This window comes from Bacillus sp. SG20033 (assembly GCF_044570195.1).
Lineage (GTDB): Bacteria > Bacillota > Bacilli > Bacillales > Bacillaceae > Bacillus > Bacillus subtilis.
On record NZ_CP172606.1, the window covers coordinates 4204786 to 4225417 of the forward strand.

Below are 20632 nucleotides of genomic sequence, written 5' to 3' on the forward strand. Positions count from 1 at the left end.
TTACTATCAGAATAAGCAACTGAGATTGATAAGTCACTAGAGAAAGGAGTTTCACATGAATAAGATCGCACCCGCAGAAATCGCTAGCATGCTCAATGATTGGTACCTTGCCATCAAGAAACATGAAGTTGAAGAATCCTCCCGTTTATTTGAAGAAGTAAAGCCTTTATTGGATGACATGGAAGAGGATCAGGAGGTGCTGGCCTACTTCTCCTTATTGGAACTGCGCCACAAGGTTTTGCTTCACGAGGCGAGAGGACAGGGCTTTCAGCATGAGGAGCCTTCTCATATGAATGCTACGTCTGACATGCTGAAATATTACTTTTTTCTGTTTGAAGGCATGTATGAGGCCTATAAAAATAATTATGACATTGCCATTGGGCTGTATAAAGATGCAGAGCAGTATCTCGACAACATTCCCGATCCGATTGAAAAAGCCGAATTTCACCTGAAGGTCGGAAAGCTCTATTATAAGCTGGGACAAAATATTGTATCCCTCAATCATACACGGCAAGCAGTCAAAACATTCAGAGAAGAGACAGATTATAAAAAGAAGCTGGCTTCAGCGCTGATTACCATGTCAGGCAATTTTACAGAGATGAGCCAGTTTGAAGAAGCTGAGGCTTATTTGGACGAAGCAATTCGGATCACGAGTGAATTAGAGGATCATTTTTTTGAAGCCCAGCTTTTGCATAACTTCGGCCTTCTTCATGCGCAAAGCGGCAAATCAGAAGAAGCGGTTTCGAAATTAGAGGAGGCTCTACGGAACGATGAGTATGCCCGCTCCGCCTATTATTATCATTCTGCCTACTTGCTGATACGAGAACTGTTTAAGATCAAAAAGAAAGAACAGGCCTTATCTTATTACCAAGACGTGAAGGAAAAATTGACTGCTGAGCCGAATAGAATATGTGAGGCAAAAATAGACATTTTATATGCCATTTATGCAGAAGGGGGTCATGCGGAAACGTTTCACTTATGCAAACAACATATGGATGACTTGTTGTCCGAGAAAGAGTATGACAGTGTAAGAGAACTTTCCATTTTGGCTGGCGAACGGTACAGGGAACTGGAGCTTTACAAAGAAGCTGCCCACTTTTTTTATGAAGCATTACAGATTGAAGAACTGATTAAACGAACGGAGGTTATATAAATGAAAAGATTTCTGATTGGCGCAGGCGTCGCAGCGGTGATTTTATCAGGTTGGTTTATTGCAGACCATCAAACCCACTCACAGGAAATGAAAGTCGCTGAGAAAATGATTGGATAAATGAAAAACCCCCACGGGATGCGGGGGTTCAATTTAACGAAAGAATCCTAAAACGGTTTGTAGTTTTAGGATTCTTTCATCTTTTCAGCGTGATTGAAAACCCTTGAAGTCTAGGAAGAACGAGCATTGGAGCGCAGCGAATGTTTGGAATTCGTGAGCACCGAAGCGCAGGCCTGACAACGAATGCGAGGGTTTGTAGACACGCTGAAACCCCCGCGGGTGCGGGGGTTTTCTTATTACAGCAGCTTCTTCCCTAGCAGAGATTCTACGAGCTCTACTGCTGTTTTGCCCGTTTTGTTTTTGTGATCAAGGATCGGGTTAACCTCAACGAATTCGGCTGAGGTAATGATGCCTGCGTCATACAGCATTTCCATAGCCAAATGGCTCTCCCGGTAGCTGATGCCGCCGACGACAGGGGTTCCGACACCCGGTGCGTCGTTCGGATCAAGTCCGTCCAGATCAAGGCTCAGATGGACTCCGTCACATGCTGATAAATAATCAAGGGTTTCTTCAATGACCTTTGTCATGCCAAGACGGTCGATTTCGTGCATTGTGTACACCTTCATGCCGCTTTCCTTAATGTACTTGCGCTCCCCTTCATCAAGTGACCGGGCGCCAATGATGACGACGTTTTCCGGTTTGATTTTAGGCGCGTAGCCTTCAAGGTTAACCAGTGACTCGTGGCCAATGCCAAGGCTGACCGCGAGCGGCATGCCGTGAATATTGCCCGATGGTGAAGTTTCAAGTGTATTCAAATCTCCGTGCGCGTCATACCAGATGACGCCGAGATTATCGTAATGCTTCGCTGTGCCTGCAAGCGTGCCGATCGCAATACTGTGGTCACCGCCCAGGACAAGCGGGAATTTTTTCTCTTCAATGACTTTGTTGACCTTTTGCGCGAGTTTTTCATTTCCCGCCAAAACGGAATTCAGGTTTTTCAGTTCCTCGTCATTTTTGATTTTTTCGCGGTTGATCGGAATGTCACCGAGATCTTCAACCGTATACCCCATGTCTGAGAGCCGCTCGATCAGATGAGCGTACCGGATGGCACTCGGGCCCATATCCACTCCGCGTCGTGCTTGTCCTAAATCCATTGGCATTCCAATAACCGAAATCGTTTTATCCATCTGTGATTCCACCTCAACATTTAAGATAATGTCCTATGCGGGTTCTAACAAAGATGACTTGCGGACAACGTTTTAAAGCTCTAGCTGACGATTCGCCTGCTGGCGTTTTTTAATGACGACATGATAAATGATGTAGCAAATGACCATAAACGGTACGCCGCAATACAGCGCGATACGCTGCTCCGGATCAAATGCAAGACTGATGAGCACGACCGTATTTAACGTTAGGCCGATCAGCGGAAGCACCGGGTACAGCGGTGTTTTAAATTTCAAATCTTCTATCTTCCCGCCCTCACGGATATATTTGCGTCTGAACATGATTTGGGAAAGCGAAATCGTAATCCAGCCGACCTGCGCGCTCATGCCCGCCAAAGATAACAGTACCATATATACAGTTTCAGCCTGCGCAAACTTTGTCAGAAGTGATAGGCAGGCCACAGCCATCGTTACGATTAACGAGTACATCGGCACACCGCGCTGATTTGTTTTGCCGAGCGCTTTGAAGGCCTGTCCTTCATTCGCCATCGCGTACAGAATACGTGTCGATGCGTATAAACCTGAATTCGCAACAGATAACAGAGCGATTAAAATAACAAAGTTCATGATATCAGCTGCATATGGGATTCCGATTTGCTCAAATACGGCAACAAATGGACTTTCCACGACACCCGCCTGTTTCCACGGAATCATGCCGGCAATGACAATGATTGAAAGCACAAAGAAGACAAGCGTTCTCCATACTGTCTGTTTGATTGACCGTGGAATCGTTTTTTCAGGGTCTTCACTTTCTCCGGCTGCAACCCCGATCAGCTCAGTCCCCTGAAACGCAAAGTTCACGGTAATCATCGTAATCAGCATTGCCTTTATGCCGTTCGGAAATAACCCGTCTTCATAAAAATGTGTCAAAAACGGCGCCTGCTCTCCGCCCTTCAGATCAATCAGGCCAAACATGGCAGCTCCGCCGAGAATAATAAATAAAAGGATAATCAAAATTTTAATGCCTGAGAACCAGAATTCAGATTCTGCAAAGGCTTTTGTGGTGATTGCATTTAAAATAAACATCAGTGCTGCAAAGACCAGACACCAAATCCACACGTCTATATGCGGAAACCAGCGTTGCATCAGCTGCCCCGCTGATAAAAATTCAATGGCGCATGTAACCGCCCAGCCGAGCCAGTACAGCCAGCCGAACGCAAACCCGAAAGCCGGGCTGATAAATTTCGTGGCATAGGTCTGGAAGGACCCCGACACAGGAAAGGCGACTGCCAGCTCTCCTAAGCAGAGCATGGTCAAAAACATGATAAAGCCGCCCACTAAATAGGACAGAACCGCGCCGAGCGGTCCCGCTTGGTTAATGGTAAACCCGGTTCCAAGGAAGAAACCGGTTCCGATCACTCCGCCCAATGAAATCATGAACAAATGGCGTGATTTCATTGTCCGCTGGAGCTGATTTCCGTTATCTTGGTTTGTATTCACATTCTGCACCCCTTCAGCAACTTGTATTGGATCTAAGCTGGAACATCTGCATGGTGCTATCCCAGTTTGCTGTCCAAAGAGTCTCTATCTATTTAATATAAAATTCACTTCTTCTCATAAAGATACATTATACTAAAATACTGTAGCTGAGCAAATAGGGAGTGCTGATTTTTCTGTTGTAAATTTATACAAACGAAGTGAATATCCCGCCATGGTGCAGATTTATGCGTTTTGCAGCACGTGCTTAATTTTCTCTATTGCCCAATCCAAATCCTCTTTGGAAATGATTAATGGCGGTGCAAAACGAATGACTGTATCATGCGTTTCCTTGCATAAAAGCCCTTCTTCCTTCAAACGCTCACAATACGGACGTGCGGCTTCCGTCAATTCCACACCGATAAACAGCCCTCTGCCGCGGACTTCTTTAATAACCGGGTTGTCAATGCTCTCAAGCTCGCTTTTAAAGTATTCGCCAAGCTCAAGAGAACGATCCGCCAGCTTTTCATCCTCCAGCACTTCTAATGAAGCGATAGACACTGCACATGCAAGCGGGTTTCCGCCAAATGTTGAGCCGTGTGAGCCCGGGTTAAACACGCCTAGGATCTCGCGGTCCGCCGCAATGCATGAGATCGGGAACACACCGCCGCCAAGCGCTTTGCCCAAGATATACATATCCGGAACAATGCCGTCCCAGTCACAGGCAAACGTCTTGCCTGTACGTCCGAGACCCGTTTGAATTTCATCCGCAATAAACAAGACATTCTCTTCCTTACAAATCGCCGCCGCTTCCTGTAAAAATCCTTCCGGCGGAATTACAATGCCCGCTTCGCCTTGAATCGGTTCAAACAAGAATGCCGCTGTATTCGGCGTAATGGCCTGTCGAAGCGCTTCCACATCGCCGTAAGGAATGAGTTTGATTCCCGGAAGCATCGGGCCGAATCCTCGTTTATATTCCTCTTCAGAAGAGAGAGATACCGCCAGCATCGTGCGGCCGTGGAAGTTCCCGACACATGCGATAATTTCCGCTTGATTGTCAGCTACGCCCTTCACTTCATACGCCCAGCGTCTCGCCGCTTTCACCGCGGATTCAACCGCTTCGGCTCCTGTATTCATCGGCAGAATCATCTCTTTGCCTGTCAGTTTAGCTGTTTTTTCGTAAAACGGCCCAAGCTGATCGTTATGAAACGCGCGTGACGTGAGGGTGATTTTATCAGCCTGATCCTTTAATGCCTGAATGATTTTCGGGTGTCTGTGCCCCTGGTTTACCGCAGAATAAGCACTCAGCATATCCATATATTCATTGCCTTCCGGGTCCTTTACCCAAGAACCCAGCGCTTCAGAAATAACAATCGGGAGCGGATGATAATTGTTGGCTCCGTAATGAGACGTCTGATCAATAATTTCTTTGGATTTAGATAAAGCTGGCATATTTGAATTCCCCCTTGTTTTCTGTTTCCACATGTTATCCTGCTTTCCCTTTATATAAATGCAAGTTCTGTGCCAAATCAAGAATTCGTGTGTTTTCTACAATTTTCGAGGACAAGGTGCAAAAACATTCTGATATTTCGAGCAAAAAATTCAGTGAGTGCAAAATTCTTTTGCGATTCAAAAGCATATATGAACAAAGAAGGTCAGCATAAATCGAATAAAAAAGTTTTAAAATAAAAAAGCATAATCTGAATGGTGATTACGCCTTTTAATCCTTAGTGCAGCTCTTTTTGATATATGAAATAAGATGCGAATACGGATAAGAGTATACTACCTATTGCCGCTATAAAAATAATCGGCTCGGTAAAAGACTCAGGAATAAATGCAGTTAAAACAATAATGATTCCGGCTAGAACAAATATTCTTGAACTCAATCTATGTGTAAGCCTCCATACATTTTCACTGCTTAATGTCCAAGGAGTTCTAATTCCCAAGAAAAAATTCGGTCTAACCTGCTGAATAAAATTACCAAAAACCATAAATATAGCTCCAAGAATAAATGAACCTAAATATGGAATAGGAAGTTTAATACCCAGCCCCGTCAATATTGTAATCAAATTAATGAGAAATAAGACGAGAAACATGGTATTAAAAATAGATAAGTATGCACGAGTAAAGGTCGGATAGTTTCGTCGGGGATCAATTTTAGGAATAAGCACCATAAGAATATATTGTACTATCATTATACCTACCAACGTTGCTATGGCCGTAGGTTTCTTTGAAAAGTCATCTGCTTCACCACTTATACCCCAGTGTGTTGCCAATTCATTAGGTAAGTGTGAATATGTTATAACCCAAGCTAAAATTGTTAAGGCTATCATAATTAGTGCAAAGAAATATTTTTTCATCATTCTCCACCTTCCTTCTTGTCATGGTCTGTATCTGTAAGGGAAAAAAACCAGCCAATAAGATCTTGAAGTACAGTCGTATTTAAAGAATAAATAATAAATTGTCCCTTTTTTTGGTCTCGTACTAAATCAGTGTTCTTTAAAATATTTAAGTGATGAGAAATACTAGGTTTTGACATATCAAATTGGTCAGCAATTTGCCCGGCTGTTAAATCTTGTTGTTTTAACAAATCCAAAATCCTTCTCCTTGTAGGATCGGCCAGAGCTTTAAAAGCCTTATTCAAATAATTCTCCCCCCTTTGGTAAACATTAGGATTTAGATATTTACCTAAATAATAAAACATTTTATTTTTCCAGTCAATATACAACACCAGTATTTCCTTCCTTTACGATAAAACGATATTAGGATTAACTGTAATACAAATCCTAAGTGCAAAATTCTTTTGCATATCCTCTCCATTTTTTTATAAAATAGAAGCAATATTAAGAAAATAATTGAGGGAGGTTCATACAGTGGTCAAAGACAGCGAATTCCTCACATTGGTTTTTCAGAGCATTTTAGATGAAATCGATGTTGGCCTGCACGTGGTAGACGAGCATGGAAACACAATCGTATATAACAATAAAATGATGCAGATTGAAGATATGGAGAAGCATGACGTCTTGAATAAAAACCTGATGGATGTGTTTATGTTTTCAAAGCAGCAGGACAGCACACTGGTACAGGCTCTTCAGGAAGGAAAGACGATTAAAAACGTCAAACAGAGCTATTTCAATAATAAAGGCCAGGAAATTACGACGATCAATCATACATATCCCATCGTCCAAGACGGCAAAATCAGGGGCGCCGTTGAAATTGCCAAGGATGTGACAAAGCTTGAACGGCTGATCAGGGAGAATATGAACAAAAAAGGCAGCACAACCTATACGTTTGACAGTATTCTCGGCACCAGTCCGGCCATTCAAGACGTCATCGAAAACGCCAAGCGGGCAACCCGTACGTCATCATCTGTCCTTCTCGCAGGCGAAACCGGCACAGGAAAAGAACTGTTCGCGCAAAGTATCCATAATGGAAGCGATCGTTCTGGCGGCCCGTTTATTTCGCAAAACTGTGCGGCATTGCCAGACAGCCTTGTGGAAAGCATTTTGTTTGGGACGAAAAAAGGCGCGTTTACCGGCGCTGTCGACCAGCCCGGCCTGTTTGAACAAGCCCACGGCGGGACGCTGCTGTTAGATGAAATCAACTCGCTGAATCTCAGCCTTCAGGCGAAGCTGCTGCGCGCCCTTCAAGAACGGAAAATCAGGCGCATCGGTTCAACAAAGGATACACCGATTGACGTACGTATTATTGCCACGATGAATGAAGACCCAATTGATGCAATTGCAGGCGAACGAATGCGGAAGGACTTGTATTATAGGCTGAGTGTCGTCACACTGATCATCCCGCCGCTTCGGGAACGAAAAGAAGACATCTTGCTTCTCGCGTCGGAGTTCATCCAGAAAAACAACCATCTGTTCCAAATGAATGTTGAACACATCAGCGATGACGTGAAGCAATTTTTCCTTTCTTATGACTGGCCGGGAAATATTCGCGAGCTTGAGCATATGATCGAAGGCGCAATGAATTTCATGACGGACGAGCAAACGATTACGGCTTCCCATCTGCCCTATCAATACCGCATGAAAATCAAGCCGGCTGACATCCCAGAGCCGGAAACACCAAGACACCAGCCAGCCGCGGACTTAAAAGAAAAAATGGAAAGCTTCGAAAAATATGTGATAGAGAACGTGTTAAGAAAACACGGCCATAACATCTCGAAAGCTGCTCAGGAGCTTGGCATCAGCAGACAAAGCCTCCAATATCGGCTGAAGAAATTTTCTCACTCGTCTAACGAATAATCCGGAGCAGGAAGCCTGATCAGAAAAACAGTGCCTCTGCCGATTTCACTTTTCACTTCAATCGTCCCATTGTGATTGTCGATAATCGATTTCGTTATGGCAAGGCCTAATCCCGAACCTCCATATTTCCGGGAGAATGCTGAAAATGGAGGTATTTGCAGCTAACTGTCATTTGCTGTTTCACGTGTAACATCCATCTTGTATTTTTCTTCATATTCGATATATCCTTTTCAACTGAACGGGTGTAACCCTCGTTCAGTTTTTTTGCATATCAAAACAGCCTGGCAACGATGCCAGACTGTTTTTATTAACTGCCTAATTGGTCTGCGGAGGACAGCTTGATGTCTACAGATTTTTCTTTTCCGCCGCGGTAAAACTTCACCTTCACCCGGTCACCGACTTTTTTCTGATAAAGCCGTTTTCGCAGGTCAACAATATCATTTACTTTGTATCCGTCAAATTCCGTGATGACATCCAGTTCCTTCAGCCCCGCTTTTCCGGCAGGTGAAAAGGCGTCTACACCCATCACAACCGCTCCATTGGTGACGTTCTTAGGAAGCTTTAATGTTTCATCCCAATGATAGCTTGCGATGTCACTTAGCGATTTCATCTCAATGCCAAGGAACGGGCGTTTGACCTTTCCGTATCTCTCTAAATCCTCTATCACAGGGATCACGAGCTTAGACGGAATGGACAGGCCAATCCCTTCAACCGCTGACTCGGCAATTTTCATTGAATTGATGCCAATGACCTTCCCATCCATATTTAACAAAGCGCCGCCGCTGTTCCCAGGGTTAATGGCCGCATCTGTTTGCAGGACTTCAGCGTTCCAGTCAGGCTGTCCATCACCGTTTGAATCTACTGGGATCGCCCTCTCCGTACCCGAGATGACGCCTTGTGTGACAGAGCCTGCAAACTCAAGGCCTAACGGGTTCCCGATCGCAATAACCGGCTCCCCAGACTTCACTTTATCTGAATTTCCGAAATCAGCGACTGCTTTAATCTTATCGCTTTTCACCCGTAAAACGGCAAGGTCCATCAGCTGGTCGCTGCCGACAAGATCAGCTGATACACGTGAGCCGTCTTTCAAGCTGATTTCAATTTGGGAAGCGCCTTCGATGACATGATGGTTGGTCACGACATAAGCGGAATGGTCATTTTTCTTATAGATGACGCCAGAGCCGCTTCCAGCCTCGCCGCTCTCTCCCCAAATATCTGATTTTTGGATGTTCACAACACCGACAACGGCGGGCGACACATTGCTGACAATCTTGGTGACGGCATTGTTGACACTGACATTTACCGTCCTGATTGATTCCCGGCCATTGTTGTTTTGCTGCTGATCTAAGGCGCCTGTATCCAGCCCTTCATTTGAAAGGTACGGCATGATAAACGCCATTAATACGGCACCGACAATCACGCCAATCAGACTCGAAAGAAAATATCCTTTTTTGCTTCTCTTTGGCTGTTCAGGAGTAGTATGTTCTTCCTCACGTTCGTAATCCACCATATTCCATCCTTTCCAAGAACATTAATATGGTTATATTGTGGGTTAGAAGCTCCTAGAATAGTCATGATTTACATAGAAAAATTATACAGCGCAAAGCGGAGTGGCCTTCTTCGGATCGGTGTCGTATAAGTCAAATGTCTTACCCGTCACAAATCCTTTAGAAGCCAATGTCTGCTGCACAGACATTCTTGCCAGCTCCTTCATGTTGTTGTCCTGGCTCAAATGCGCCAGGTAAATACGAGACGTCTCATCGCCAATGACATCCGTCATCGCCAAGGCAGCATCTTCATTTGACACGTGCCCGACGTCACTTAAAATCCGCCGCTTAATGCTCCATGGGTATCTCCCCATTTGCAGCATACCGACATCGTGATTGCTTTCAAACACAAACACATTCGCTGAACGGATAATGCCTTTCATTCGGTCGCTGACATATCCCGTATCTGTCATTAATGCGAGCTTTCGGCCGTTATAATGGAACACATAAAACATCGGTTCCGCCGCATCGTGGGAGACGCCAAACGATTCAACATCAAGTCCGCCAAACGACTTCACCGTCTCCATTGGAAATACAAACTTTTGATCGGTGTCAATTTTGCCGATTTGATTCTCCATCGCTTTCCAAGTCTTCTCATTCGCATAGATCGGAAGCTTGTACTTTCTGGCGACGACACCAAGGCCCTTAATATGGTCACTATGCTCATGCGTCACAAAAATGCCGTCTACATCATCCAGCTTACGCCCGATCTGCGCCATCAGCCCATCCATGGCTTTTCCGCTCAAACCGGCGTCCACTAAAAATGCGTGATCCTCTGTTTCGAGGTAAAACGCATTTCCCGTACTCCCGCTCGCAAGTACGCTAAATTGCAAGCTCATGTTTGTCTCACTCCATTATTTTCATTGATCTGTATCTAAAATCGTACTCTCCAAAGCATTCACAGTAAAATACTCTTGTACTGTCTTTTTCTCACCGTTCACTTTTTTCTCGTACTCGACCGTAATTCTCCATACCGGCGCCAGCACCTGCGTACTTGTCAGCGGATATTGTGCTACATAGCCGAATTTACAGCTCTTCACAGTGCTGTATTCTTTTAATTGATTTTGATAGTACAATAGCTCAACCGCATCCATTTCAGTAATTAAGCTTTCTTTCTGGATTTGCTTGAAGGTCTCAAGCGTAGTCTGGTCGTATGACACAACCTCGTTTTTACCGTTTAAGTGCAGCACCACTTGCCCGATCATATTAGAGGGATTGTCGGTCTTTTGGTAAATATAATGACCTTCGTACGTTTGGAAGAAAATAATTTCTTTCTTCGATTTATCAACCTTCCAAAGCTTATATTTTTCGCCATCTTGAATTTTCGAAGAAACAAGTGCCTGAGCATCGTCCTCGATATCCTTCTTTGATAGTGCGATTGGATTTGCAAACTTCATTTTCAGGCTCGTTACTTTATGATCATCACTAGGCATGTCCATCAAAGGCTTTTGATCCTTCAGCGCCTCAATTTCCTCCTTGGAGAAAGACTTTTGATTTGCCGTGATCCGATAGCCTTCTGTCGCTTCCTTATTCAAGCCTTCATACGTGATATGATCGGCCTTCATGTCATGCTCGACATCATTTTTAATGACTTCATATTCTTTGCCGGTAGCCTGCCATTTTTGAAAAAACTGATAGCCTAAGAAAATATCTAAAATGAGGAAGGCAACGATGAAGATTGATTTTGTCTTATTCCACTCCACTGTTAGCCCCCTCCTTCCTCAATAAATCCTTTGTAATCGGCACAATTTTTCCATTTACTTTCATCGCCCAAACCGGTTCCAGTTCAACGAGAGGATCATCGTTGGTTGATGTTGATACCAATTGATAAGCAAGGAAGATCTGATCAATTTTGTCCGTATCATAAGCGGTTTGTTTCGAAAGCAGCATCCTCACTTCGCTGCCGCTCATGAGCTCTGTTTCACTTGTTTTAATCGGATTCGTTCCGAGACTGTAATTCGGCCGCTTATAGCTGAGAATATCATCATTCGCCCATTGCACCGTAATCGCCGATGTCGCCCCGAAAGGTTTGGCGGTGCTGTTAATGACCGGGATCTGATCCATAAAGATATAGAAGCTCAGCTGCTGGCTGTCATTAATATTGAAAAATTGATAGTGATCCGTCCAGCTTCCGGTATCCTCAAGGTATTTTTGGCTCTTTTTGATTAATTCACCTGTTTGATAGGATGTGCTCTGCACCAAATTGCGCTGCTGGAATTGCACCTGTCGCTGGCTTAGATTCACATCTAAACGGCTGATCCCATCTGTCAGCACATTTCTGTTGTTGTAATTCGAATCTTCTCTTACAATGCTCGGATCACTAAACAAAGCCTGCTTAAAGGTATTTGTTTTAATCGATTCTGTGACAAATTCTTTTTTGTCCATCGTAAGCGGTTTGTTCGGCAGCAAGAACTCTTTCTTTGAGCCAATGGAGAACAAACTGAACGCCGGCATATTTGATTGCCTGTTTTTCAAGTCGTTCATAATGTTCCGGTAGTTTGCTGATTCAACCGTCACTTCAAGGATAAGCTGCTTGCTGTATGACACCAAATAGATTTTCTTGTTCGCTTTTGTTTCATTGAACGGGATCAGAATATGGTCAAACGAACTGTATTCAAACGACTGATTAGACCATTTAAACAGCGTTTGGAAAATATCAATCGGAATCGTATCGCTGAATTGCAAGTCAAGCTTGGCTTCAGAACCGCCTATTCCATAAAACCAGCTTTTGAATCCAGCCTTGTCATACTGATCCGAAATATCTTTAATTCCTTTCACATCCCAATGCGGCAAGTCAGACCAAATTTCTTCATAGAGGGCATTGTCATCCACTTTGTAATGAGCGCCGTCATCATGGATAAACATGTCCCTCGGCCTTACCGTTTCAGACAGCTTTTGGGTGGTTTTTTCGATTTTATGTTTCACACGAACAGTAGACTCTGTTGAGGATGAGCCTTCAGAAAAGTTTGGCTGGAACGTCCATATCCCCCATGTAAAAACAAGACTGATGACGACGAGTACCGTAAGTAATATCGTTTTTATATTTTCACGCTTCATCCCAATCATCCTCTTGTTCCTCTTTATATGGAAGAGTAAATGTAATCGTCGTGCCTTTTCCTTCTATGCTGTCCGCCCAAATATCTCCGCCGTGCGCCTGTACCATTTCCTTGGCAATCGCCAATCCCAGACCGGTGCCGCCAAGCTTTCTCGTTCTCGCTTTATCCACCCTGTAGAAGCGGTCAAAGACTTTTTCGACATCTTTTTTCGGAATGCCGATCCCTTCATCCTTCACGCTGATATAGAGAAGTTCTTCCTCTTCATTGACATCAATCGAGAACGTGACATGTCCGCCTTCCGGTGAATATTTTAAAGCGTTAGAAATAATATTATCGAGCACCTGCGTTATTTTATCCTGGTCAATCTCGACGTACAGATCTCTGTCCGGCAGATTGCGGATAAACTCCACATGCTGCTCTTTTGTCATTTCAAAACGGTCAATAATAAGCGACATAAACCGGACAATCTGAATCCATTCCCGGTTAAATTGATAATCCTTGCTGTCAAATTTCGACAGCTGAAGCAGATCATTGACAAGCCGGATCATACGCTCTGTTTCATTTTGCGTCACCATTAAGAAGCGCGGAGCAATGTCTTTATTTTCCCACGCGCCTTCGGCTAACGCTTCTAAATAGCTGCGCATTGTCGTAAGCGGCGTCCGCAGCTCATGTGATACATTCGCAACGAATTCTCTGCGTTCCTGATCCATTTTCTCTTGTTCGGTTACATCGTAAATGACAGCGATTAAACCATCAATTTTGCCGTGTTCCCTTTGAATCACAGAGAAATTCACGCGAAGCACCGTTAATTCATCATCGCGCTCAATTTCAAGCAGCATAGAATCCTGCTGCTCCACTAAATCTTCAAAAGTATAATTCTCTTGAAGCCCCAGCAAACTCGTAATCGGCATTTCTAAGGCTGTTTCACGTGAAACGTTCAACAGCTCCAGCGCCGGGCTGTTTAAGAGAATAATCGCTCCGTTTCGGTTTGTGGCGATTACGCCGTCTGTCATATAGGCAATGACAGAGGCTAGCTTTCTGCGTTCTCCTTCAGTCATCGCCTGGGCATCTTCAAGCTCTCTCGTTAAGTGGTTAAACGTTGTGGCCAGCTGCCCAATTTCATCATGCCCGTACTTTTTAACCTTCCTCGAGAAATTCCCTTTCGCAAGCTCCATCGCCTGCTTTCGCATATCTGAAAGCGGGTGGGTAATGGTTCTTGCCAGAAAAATACCGAGAAGAGCCGTCAAAACAAGTGCCAAACCTGTGCCGGACGCCAGTATCGTGTTGATCGTCTTCATTTGATTAAAGACATCTTCCATACTCGCGACAACGTAGATCGCGCCCACAACCTCTTGATTTTCAGTCATGACGGGCTTCGCGGAAATAAGAACTCTGATTTTGCTTTTCGGGTCATAATATTTTCTTAAATACGACTGTTTGGTAGAAAAAATTCTTTTGAAAATCAGATCGGTCGTTTGTTTCCCTGCCACTTCCTCACCATACGGCTTTGAAGAACCGACCACTTCATAGCTTTTATCTACAAAACTAATTTCCCGAACCTCATCACTTTTCGTAAAGTCATTCAAGATACGGCTGACGTCATCCTTTATGACGGTGCTGTCGTTATCGCTCTTATATTCTTGTTCGATATAATAAGAAAGGTTGTCGATTCGCTGATTCAGCGATTGTTCATAAGAGCTGATCAGCGACTTCTCTACCTGATTGACAAAATACACACCAATGATTTGCATGGCAATGATAATCAAAAGCACATAAATCAAGGTAATCTTAAATTGGATCGACCGAAAAAAACCAACCTTATTCATATGGGCATTAGTCCTGTTCTGGGTTTCTCAAGTAATAACCTACACCGCGGCGTGTGACGATCCAATTTGGATGGCTCGGGTTGTCCTCGATTTTTTCACGAAGCCGGCGGACTGTTACGTCAACCGTTCTGACATCGCCGAAGTAATCATAGCCCCAAACGGTTTGAAGCAAATGTTCACGGGTCATCACTTGTCCGATATGTTTTGCTAAATAATGAAGCAATTCGAACTCACGATGAGTCAATTCGATTGTTTCGTCTCGTTTTGATACAACGTACGCGTCAGGGAAGATGACGAGAGAGCCGATATGAATCTCGTTAGAGGAAGGCTCTTCCTCCGCAGGCGCTGTTGTCAGTTGGCGGCGCAGGTTCGCTTTTACACGCGCCAAGAGCTCGCGTGTGCTGAATGGTTTTGTGACATAGTCATCAGCACCGATTTCAAGCCCGATAACCTTGTCAATTTCTGAATCCTTAGCCGTCAGCATAATGATTGGCATATCGTATTTCTTTCTGACTTCGCGACATACTTCAACGCCGTCTTTATTCGGGAGCATAATATCTAAAAGAATTAAATCAGGCTGAAGCTCTTCTACCATTTCAACGGCTTCGTTTCCGTCGTGGGCACAGTGCACTTCATAGCCTTCTTTTCTTAAGTTAAATTCCAATATATCTGCAATCGGTTTTTCATCATCTACTACAAGGATCTTTTTATCCATCATTTTGATTTTCCTCCTGCCGAATGACTTCATTTCATCTATATAACATTCGTTTCATCACTTATGGCCCATGTAAAGAATGGGTCCTTGTCTATTATAACGGTTTAAGGTCAAAAGATAAAAAAAATAAAGGTTTAGAAAAAAAACACATGTTTCACCTTTATCGCCAGTTGTTTATCTATTGTCATGCTGGTCAACTTTTTTTAAAAAAGATAACTTTATTGAAACCTCCCCTCACCGGAGTGCGTCTTTATCAATGACGTCTTCTTCTTTGAACCGGCCGCAGGGCCGGTTCTCCCTTTTTCTTCTATTATAACACTCCTCATGTTTGCCTTTTTCCTAAAAGAAAAAACGCACCTACGATTGCAGATGCGTTTGGTAAGTGGCTCGGGACGGAATCGAACCGCCGACACACGGATTTTCAGTCCGTTGCTCTACCAACTGAGCTACCGAGCCAAATGTTTTATTTTTCTCTACTAAGTAAAGTAAAATGGCGGTCCGGACGGGACTCGAACCCGCGACCTCCTGCGTGACAGGCAGGCATTCTAACCAACTGAACTACCGGACCTTACAGTAATTGCCCGGAGAGCTGTCGTGTCAGCTCTCACAGACAAATAAGGAATTTAGCAATAACGCTAAAGTAAATCAATGACCCGTACGGGATTCGAACCCGTGTTACCGCCGTGAAAGGGCGGTGTCTTAACCGCTTGACCAACGGGCCTTCACGAAATGGTGAGCCATGAAGGACTCGAACCTTCGACCCTCTGATTAAAAGTCAGATGCTCTACCAACTGAGCTAATGGCTCTTAAAGATGTCGGAATTTCTATAGAGCAAACGACTTAGATCTAGTTCTCATCTTGTACTCTATTGAAGCAGTTTCCGTAACAACGAGATTTATAATATCACGAACAAATAGAAGTGGCAATAACTTTTTTGGTTTTTTTTCATATTTTTTTCTCAGACCAACTTATATGCGGCTTTCAAACAAAAAACAAGCCCCTTACATAGGGGCTTGCAGACATATTCTATTTAGTTCGCACGGTACACACTGCGAAGGACATTTGTTTGTGAGCGGTCTGGACCGACAGAGAAAATAGAAAGCGGAATGCCTGTCAGCTGAGACACACGCTCAAGATAATGGCGCGCATTTTCCGGAAGCTCGCTCAAGCTCTTCGCACCTGTAATATCCTCAGTCCAGCCTGGCATTTCTTCATATACCGGCTCACATTCAGCAAGTGCCTTAAGACTTGCTGGGAATTCTTCAATGATTTCGCCTTTGTAGCGGTACGCCACACAGATTTTCAACGTTTCAATTCCTGTTAGGACGTCAATTGAGTTCAGAGAAAGATCTGTAATTCCGCTCACACGGCGGGCGTGGCGGACAACAACGCTGTCAAACCAGCCGACACGGCGCGGGCGGCCTGTTGTTGTTCCATATTCGCGTCCGACTTCACGGATTTGATCGCCGATTTCATCTTTCAGCTCAGTCGGGAAAGGACCGTCGCCGACACGAGTCGTATATGCTTTTGATACACCGACAACGTGCTTGATTTTGGTCGGGCCGACACCAGAACCGATCGTGACACCGCCGGCAACCGGGTTAGATGACGTAACAAACGGGTATGTTCCTTGGTCGATATCGAGCATAACCCCTTGTGCGCCTTCAAATAATACACGGCGCCCTTCATCAAGAGCATCATTTAAGACAACAGATGTATCGCAAACATATTTTTTAATCTGCTGGCCGTACTCATAATATTCGTCTAAAATATCCTCAAGTTTAAACCCTTCTGTCTCGTACATTTTCTCAAGAAGACGGTTTTTTTCTTCAAGATTGCGCTCAAGCTTTTCCGCAAACGCGTCACGGTCTAACAGATCCGCGATGCGAATTCCGATGCGGGCTGCTTTATCCATGTAAGCAGGGCCGATTCCTTTTTTCGTTGTGCCGATCTTGTTAGCCCCTTTACGCTCTTCTTCCACTTCATCCAATTTCAAATGATACGGCAGAATGACGTGAGCTCTGTTGCTGATTCTCAGGTTATCTGTACTCACGTTGCGCTCATGAAGATACGCAAGCTCTGTGACTAATGCTTTCGGATCTACAACCATTCCGTTTCCGATTACACACGTTTTATCCTTATAGAAAATTCCAGACGGGATTAAGTGAAGCTTATATGTGATTCCGTCAAACTTGATTGTATGCCCTGCGTTATTTCCGCCTTGATAACGGGCGATCACTTCTGCATTTTCTGATAGGAAATCTGTAATTTTACCTTTTCCTTCATCGCCCCATTGCGTACCTACTACAACTACTGAAGACATGTCCGTGCACCTCCGTTAACCTTTCAAAACGATTCTATTCAAACAAATCAAGTTTATCAGTGAAGAAACAGAAAGTCAATTGTAAATCCGAACATTAAATTATTCAAAATCTATATTCGTTCGCTTCCATTCGTTTTATAAGCGTTTTCTCACTGTTTTGTCATAAAAAGCTTGCGAAACTTTCATCCTTTAGCATAAGAAAGAATCACTTGCCTGATATCCCTTTTGAATTCATAAAAATGATCCGCCAGCCGTCCGGGTCCTCTATCGTCACGCCCCCATTGCTCCAGTACGGGTTCTCTGATTCGACCTCTTGATAGCCCATGTGCTTTAGCTTTGAAGTGATCGCTGCCAGTTCATCTGCATTCGGCACATAAAAAACAAGAAGGCTGTCGGGATGGGGAACGGGAGCAGTGCTTCCCCCTTCATACTGGGTGAATTCCAAATGATAATCGGCATGAGGAAGGCCGAACATGACACCGTCATACCCGTTATGCTTTGAAAATTCTCCTATTCGTTTCAAACACAGTCCCTCTTCGTAAAAACGAATAATCTCATCCAGCTGGCCCGTAGGACGCGCAATTCGGATTTGTGCTGCTTGAAAAGACGAAAAACGTTTTCCCATATTGTTACCATCTCCTTTTTGCACCATTTTATTAAAACGCTTTCAATTTCTCATCCGCTGAGCGAACGGTATTTCTTCCATCTTTCGAATGAAAAAACCCCAAGAGCAGCTCTTGGGGCTTATGCGCCGGGCGGAACGCCTGCGTCATCAAAACGCCGTTCCAGGTTGACGAATTTGTTGTATTCTTTTACGAACGCAAGAGACACGGTTCCTACCGGGCCGTTACGCTGTTTGGCGATAATAATTTCGATAATATTTTTATTCTCGGTTTCTTTGTCATAGTAGTCATCACGATAAAGGAACGCGACAATATCCGCGTCCTGCTCAATACTTCCTGATTCCCGGATATCAGACATCATCGGACGTTTATCCTGACGCTGCTCAACACCCCTGGAAAGCTGAGAAAGCGCGATAACAGGGACTTGCAGCTCCCTGGCAATCGACTTCAGTTCACGGGAAATTTCAGATACTTCCTGCTGACGGTTGTCCTTTGAACGACCGCTTCCCTGAATCAATTGCAGGTAATCGATCAAAATCATGCCCAGCCCGCTTTCCTGCTTCAAGCGGCGGCACTTGGCACGGATTTCACTCACTCGAATACCCGGTGTATCATCGATATAAATCCCGCTGTTCGATAGGCTTCCCATTGCCATCGTCAGCTTGCCCCAATCCTCTTCGGTCAGGTTACCTGTACGGAGATTCTGGGCATTGATATTTCCCTCGGCACAGAGCATACGCATAACGAGCTGCTCTGCACCCATCTCAAGACTGAAAATCGCTACGCTCTCATCAGTCTTTGTTGCCACGTTTTGTGCGATGTTCAAAGCAAAGGCTGTTTTCCCCACTGACGGACGGGCAGCCACAATGATCAAGTCGTTGCGCTGGAAACCTGCAGTCATCCGGTCAAGCTCCGTAAAACCTGTTGGAATCCCTGTGATATCACCTTTTCGATTGTGAAGCTGTTCGATATTATCATAGGTTTGGACAAGGACGTCCTTAATGTTTTGGAAGGCACTCGTGTTTTTGCGCTGTGCCACTTCCATAATCGTTTTTTCCGCTTCACTGAGTAAATCCTCGACCTCATCCTCACGGGTATACCCGTCTTGAGCAATCGTTGTTGCAGTTCTGATTAATCGGCGAAGAATCGATTTTTCCTCAACGATTTTCGCGTAATATTCTATGTTAGCCGCTGTCGGCACCGAGTTTGCGATATCTGTCAAATATGAAATGCCGCCTACTTCTTCCAGCAGGTCTGTGTTCGCAAGCTCTGATGTGACTGTCACCAGATCAACCGGTTCACCTCGGTCACCGAGCACCAGCATCGCATTATAGATTTTTTGGTGGGACATTCTATAGAAATCATCTGGAATCAATACTTCTGAAGCCAGTGTTAAAGCAGACGGCTGTAAAAAAATAGCGCCTAACACGGCTTGTTCGGCTTCTATATTTTGCGGAGGAAGCCGGTCATTCAGAAGGTCTGTCATGCTAAGCACCGTCCTCTCATTAAAAAATCTCCAACCTCCATTCTACCATTTCTACAGAAAAAAAATAGAAAAATTGTCTGTTTCCTGTTTTTTTCAGTTAGCAGATTGGATCGTTTCGGACAGTAACAAGGCGGGAAAAATGCAATAAAACATGAGGGAGGAATGAAAGATGATAAAGAAATATGCGATTACGCCTAATGTTGATGCGGACGGCTGGTTTATTGAGGTGGAGAATGTAGCGCCGACAGCTTTGTATACGTCTAAAGACGCCGCTATTGAAAAGGCCAAACAGGTGGCTAAGGAAAACAGTCCGTCTAAGCTTGTAATTTATGACCAGTTTAAAAATGTGGAAGAAGAACACTCATTTTAATGAATGAAAGCCTTCGCTGCAGCGAGGGTTTTTTAGCGGTTATCGGTTTATTTCATCCATTGGATGCCTATGTGCATCATCAAATCTGCCGCTTTTTGATACAGATCCCACTCCCCGATCGAAGCAAATTTCCCCATCAGCTCCTGAAGCTTTAACCTCATTGCTATATATTCTTCGAAAGTGACAGCTTTTTCAGTGTCTATTTGGTGTTCCTTCAGCATTTGTTTTAATAAGGATAACGGTGCGTGCATAAGAACCCTCCTTACCTCTTTTATAACGGTCATTTTCCGATTGCTCTATTCCTTTGTGACATCTTCTTACATTTCACATCTGATTCTTGTACAATGGACAGAAGAGAGGAGGGATCTTTTGTGAGACCTTTGCAAATTTCTGCTGAAACTGCACAAAAGCTTGCAGAGTCCTTGAATCTGCCGCTTGAACAGATCATGCATATGCCTCAGCATATTCTGCTTGCCAAAATGGCTGAACTGCAAAAAGAGGACAAATCATAGCCTTCATTCACATACTTGCTTACCTGTTTCGGGATAATATCATGTATATGTTAGAAAAGAGGAGTA

At 44.2% G+C, this 20632-nt stretch carries 20 protein-coding genes, 4 tRNA genes and 2 pseudogenes; 5 read left to right on the plus strand and 21 right to left on the minus strand.

The window, feature by feature from the left end:
- Window positions 1-55: 55 nt before the first annotated feature.
- Window positions 56-1153, plus strand: a complete 1098-nt coding sequence (gene rapG, locus ACFVP7_RS22070; protein WP_017695778.1) for a response regulator aspartate phosphatase RapG — start codon at window positions 56-58, stop codon at window positions 1151-1153.
- The gene (locus tag ACFVP7_RS22075) at window positions 1154-1270 is read left to right on the plus strand and encodes a Phr family secreted Rap phosphatase inhibitor (RefSeq protein ID WP_003226961.1); all 117 of its coding nucleotides are present in this window, start codon (window positions 1154-1156) and stop codon (window positions 1268-1270) included.
- A gap of 236 nt (window positions 1271-1506) precedes the next feature.
- On the opposite strand, the gene rocF is transcribed toward ACFVP7_RS22075, so the two are convergent.
- The 5 genes from rocF to ACFVP7_RS22100 all read right to left on the minus strand — a co-directional run bounded on the left by rocF (window position 1507) and on the right by ACFVP7_RS22100 (window position 6493).
- Window positions 1507-2397: an arginase gene (rocF, locus tag ACFVP7_RS22080; RefSeq protein ID WP_003226959.1), complete on the minus strand. Its 891-nt coding sequence runs from the start codon at window positions 2395-2397 to the stop codon at window positions 1507-1509.
- 72 nt (window positions 2398-2469) lie between these two features.
- A complete protein-coding gene (locus ACFVP7_RS22085; RefSeq protein ID WP_014481465.1) occupies window positions 2470-3873 on the minus strand; it encodes an amino acid permease in 1404 nt (467 codons plus the stop codon).
- 222 nt (window positions 3874-4095) lie between these two features.
- Window positions 4096-5301, minus strand: a complete 1206-nt coding sequence (gene rocD, locus ACFVP7_RS22090; RefSeq protein WP_024571526.1) for an ornithine aminotransferase — start codon at window positions 5299-5301, stop codon at window positions 4096-4098.
- A gap of 275 nt (window positions 5302-5576) precedes the next feature.
- Window positions 5577-6209: an SdpI family protein gene (locus ACFVP7_RS22095; protein ID WP_085185985.1), complete on the minus strand. Its 633-nt coding sequence runs from the start codon at window positions 6207-6209 to the stop codon at window positions 5577-5579.
- On the minus strand, window positions 6209-6493 hold the full coding sequence (locus ACFVP7_RS22100) for an autorepressor SdpR family transcription factor (RefSeq protein WP_015715052.1): 285 nt from the start codon (window positions 6491-6493) through the stop codon (window positions 6209-6211). Before ACFVP7_RS22100 ends, ACFVP7_RS22095 begins: the two co-directional genes overlap by 1 nt.
- Before the next feature lie 229 nt (window positions 6494-6722).
- Here ACFVP7_RS22100 and rocR point away from each other — a divergent pair, with 229 nt between their 5' ends.
- Entirely contained in the window at window positions 6723-8108 is a 1386-nt protein-coding gene (gene rocR, locus ACFVP7_RS22105) for an arginine utilization regulatory protein RocR (protein ID WP_003244510.1), read from the plus strand.
- On the opposite strand, the pseudogene ACFVP7_RS22110 reads toward rocR, so the two are convergent.
- The 15 genes and pseudogenes from ACFVP7_RS22110 to dnaB all read right to left on the minus strand — a co-directional run.
- Window positions 8090-8242, minus strand: a pseudogene (locus tag ACFVP7_RS22110) (ATP-binding protein); the annotation flags it as partial. The gene rocR and the pseudogene ACFVP7_RS22110 overlap by 19 nt on opposite strands.
- A gap of 27 nt (window positions 8243-8269) precedes the next feature.
- Window positions 8270-8396, minus strand: a pseudogene (locus ACFVP7_RS22115) (hypothetical protein).
- A gap of 19 nt (window positions 8397-8415) precedes the next feature.
- On the minus strand, window positions 8416-9618 hold the full coding sequence (gene htrC / locus ACFVP7_RS22120) for a serine protease HtrC (protein WP_021481077.1): 1203 nt from the start codon (window positions 9616-9618) through the stop codon (window positions 8416-8418).
- Window positions 9619-9699: 81 nt separating this feature from the next.
- Window positions 9700-10494, minus strand: coding sequence for an MBL fold metallo-hydrolase (locus ACFVP7_RS22125; protein ID WP_021481078.1), 795 nt, complete (start codon window positions 10492-10494; stop codon window positions 9700-9702).
- A gap of 21 nt (window positions 10495-10515) precedes the next feature.
- Complete coding sequence (gene walI, locus ACFVP7_RS22130) at window positions 10516-11358, minus strand: WalRK two-component regulatory system regulator WalI (protein WP_003244037.1); 843 nt, start codon at window positions 11356-11358, stop codon at window positions 10516-10518.
- On the minus strand, window positions 11345-12712 hold the full coding sequence (gene walH / locus ACFVP7_RS22135; RefSeq protein ID WP_032722849.1) for a WalRK two-component regulatory system regulator WalH: 1368 nt from the start codon (window positions 12710-12712) through the stop codon (window positions 11345-11347). Before walH ends, walI begins: the two co-directional genes overlap by 14 nt.
- Window positions 12702-14537 (minus strand): cell wall metabolism sensor histidine kinase WalK, encoded by a 1836-nt coding sequence (gene walK, locus ACFVP7_RS22140; protein WP_009968432.1) that lies wholly within the window; start codon window positions 14535-14537, stop codon window positions 12702-12704. Before walK ends, walH begins: the two co-directional genes overlap by 11 nt.
- 7 nt (window positions 14538-14544) lie before the next feature.
- Window positions 14545-15252, minus strand: a complete 708-nt coding sequence (gene walR, locus ACFVP7_RS22145; protein ID WP_003244363.1) for a cell wall metabolism DNA-binding response regulator WalR — start codon at window positions 15250-15252, stop codon at window positions 14545-14547.
- Between the two features lie 383 nt (window positions 15253-15635).
- Window positions 15636-15708 (minus strand) — tRNA-Phe (locus tag ACFVP7_RS22150).
- Window positions 15709-15743: 35 nt separating this feature from the next.
- Window positions 15744-15820: transfer RNA gene (locus ACFVP7_RS22155), tRNA-Asp, on the minus strand.
- A gap of 81 nt (window positions 15821-15901) precedes the next feature.
- Window positions 15902-15973, minus strand: a tRNA-Glu gene (locus tag ACFVP7_RS22160).
- A 9-nt stretch (window positions 15974-15982) separates the two neighbouring features.
- A tRNA-Lys gene (locus ACFVP7_RS22165) sits at window positions 15983-16058 on the minus strand.
- Between the two features lie 224 nt (window positions 16059-16282).
- Window positions 16283-17575, minus strand: a complete 1293-nt coding sequence (purA, locus tag ACFVP7_RS22170) for an adenylosuccinate synthase (RefSeq protein ID WP_003226929.1) — start codon at window positions 17573-17575, stop codon at window positions 16283-16285.
- A 205-nt stretch (window positions 17576-17780) separates the two neighbouring features.
- On the minus strand, window positions 17781-18200 hold the full coding sequence (locus ACFVP7_RS22175) for a VOC family protein (protein ID WP_396582887.1): 420 nt from the start codon (window positions 18198-18200) through the stop codon (window positions 17781-17783).
- Between the two features lie 119 nt (window positions 18201-18319).
- Window positions 18320-19684, minus strand: a complete 1365-nt coding sequence (gene dnaB, locus ACFVP7_RS22180) for a replicative DNA helicase (protein ID WP_003226923.1) — start codon at window positions 19682-19684, stop codon at window positions 18320-18322.
- A 169-nt stretch (window positions 19685-19853) separates the two neighbouring features.
- On the opposite strand from dnaB, the gene ACFVP7_RS22185 reads away from it, so the two are divergent.
- Window positions 19854-20054 carry a DUF2188 domain-containing protein gene (locus ACFVP7_RS22185; RefSeq protein ID WP_003226922.1) on the plus strand — a complete coding sequence of 67 codons (201 nt, stop codon included), beginning with the start codon at window positions 19854-19856 and terminating at the stop codon, window positions 20052-20054.
- Between the two features lie 47 nt (window positions 20055-20101).
- On the opposite strand, the gene ACFVP7_RS22190 is transcribed toward ACFVP7_RS22185, so the two are convergent.
- Window positions 20102-20305: a hypothetical protein gene (locus ACFVP7_RS22190; RefSeq protein ID WP_003244312.1), complete on the minus strand. Its 204-nt coding sequence runs from the start codon at window positions 20303-20305 to the stop codon at window positions 20102-20104.
- A gap of 120 nt (window positions 20306-20425) precedes the next feature.
- Here ACFVP7_RS22190 and ACFVP7_RS22195 point away from each other — a divergent pair, with 120 nt between their 5' ends.
- A complete protein-coding gene (locus tag ACFVP7_RS22195; protein ID WP_003242786.1) occupies window positions 20426-20566 on the plus strand; it encodes a YycC family protein in 141 nt (46 codons plus the stop codon).
- The last annotated feature ends 66 nt before the right edge of the window (window positions 20567-20632 follow it).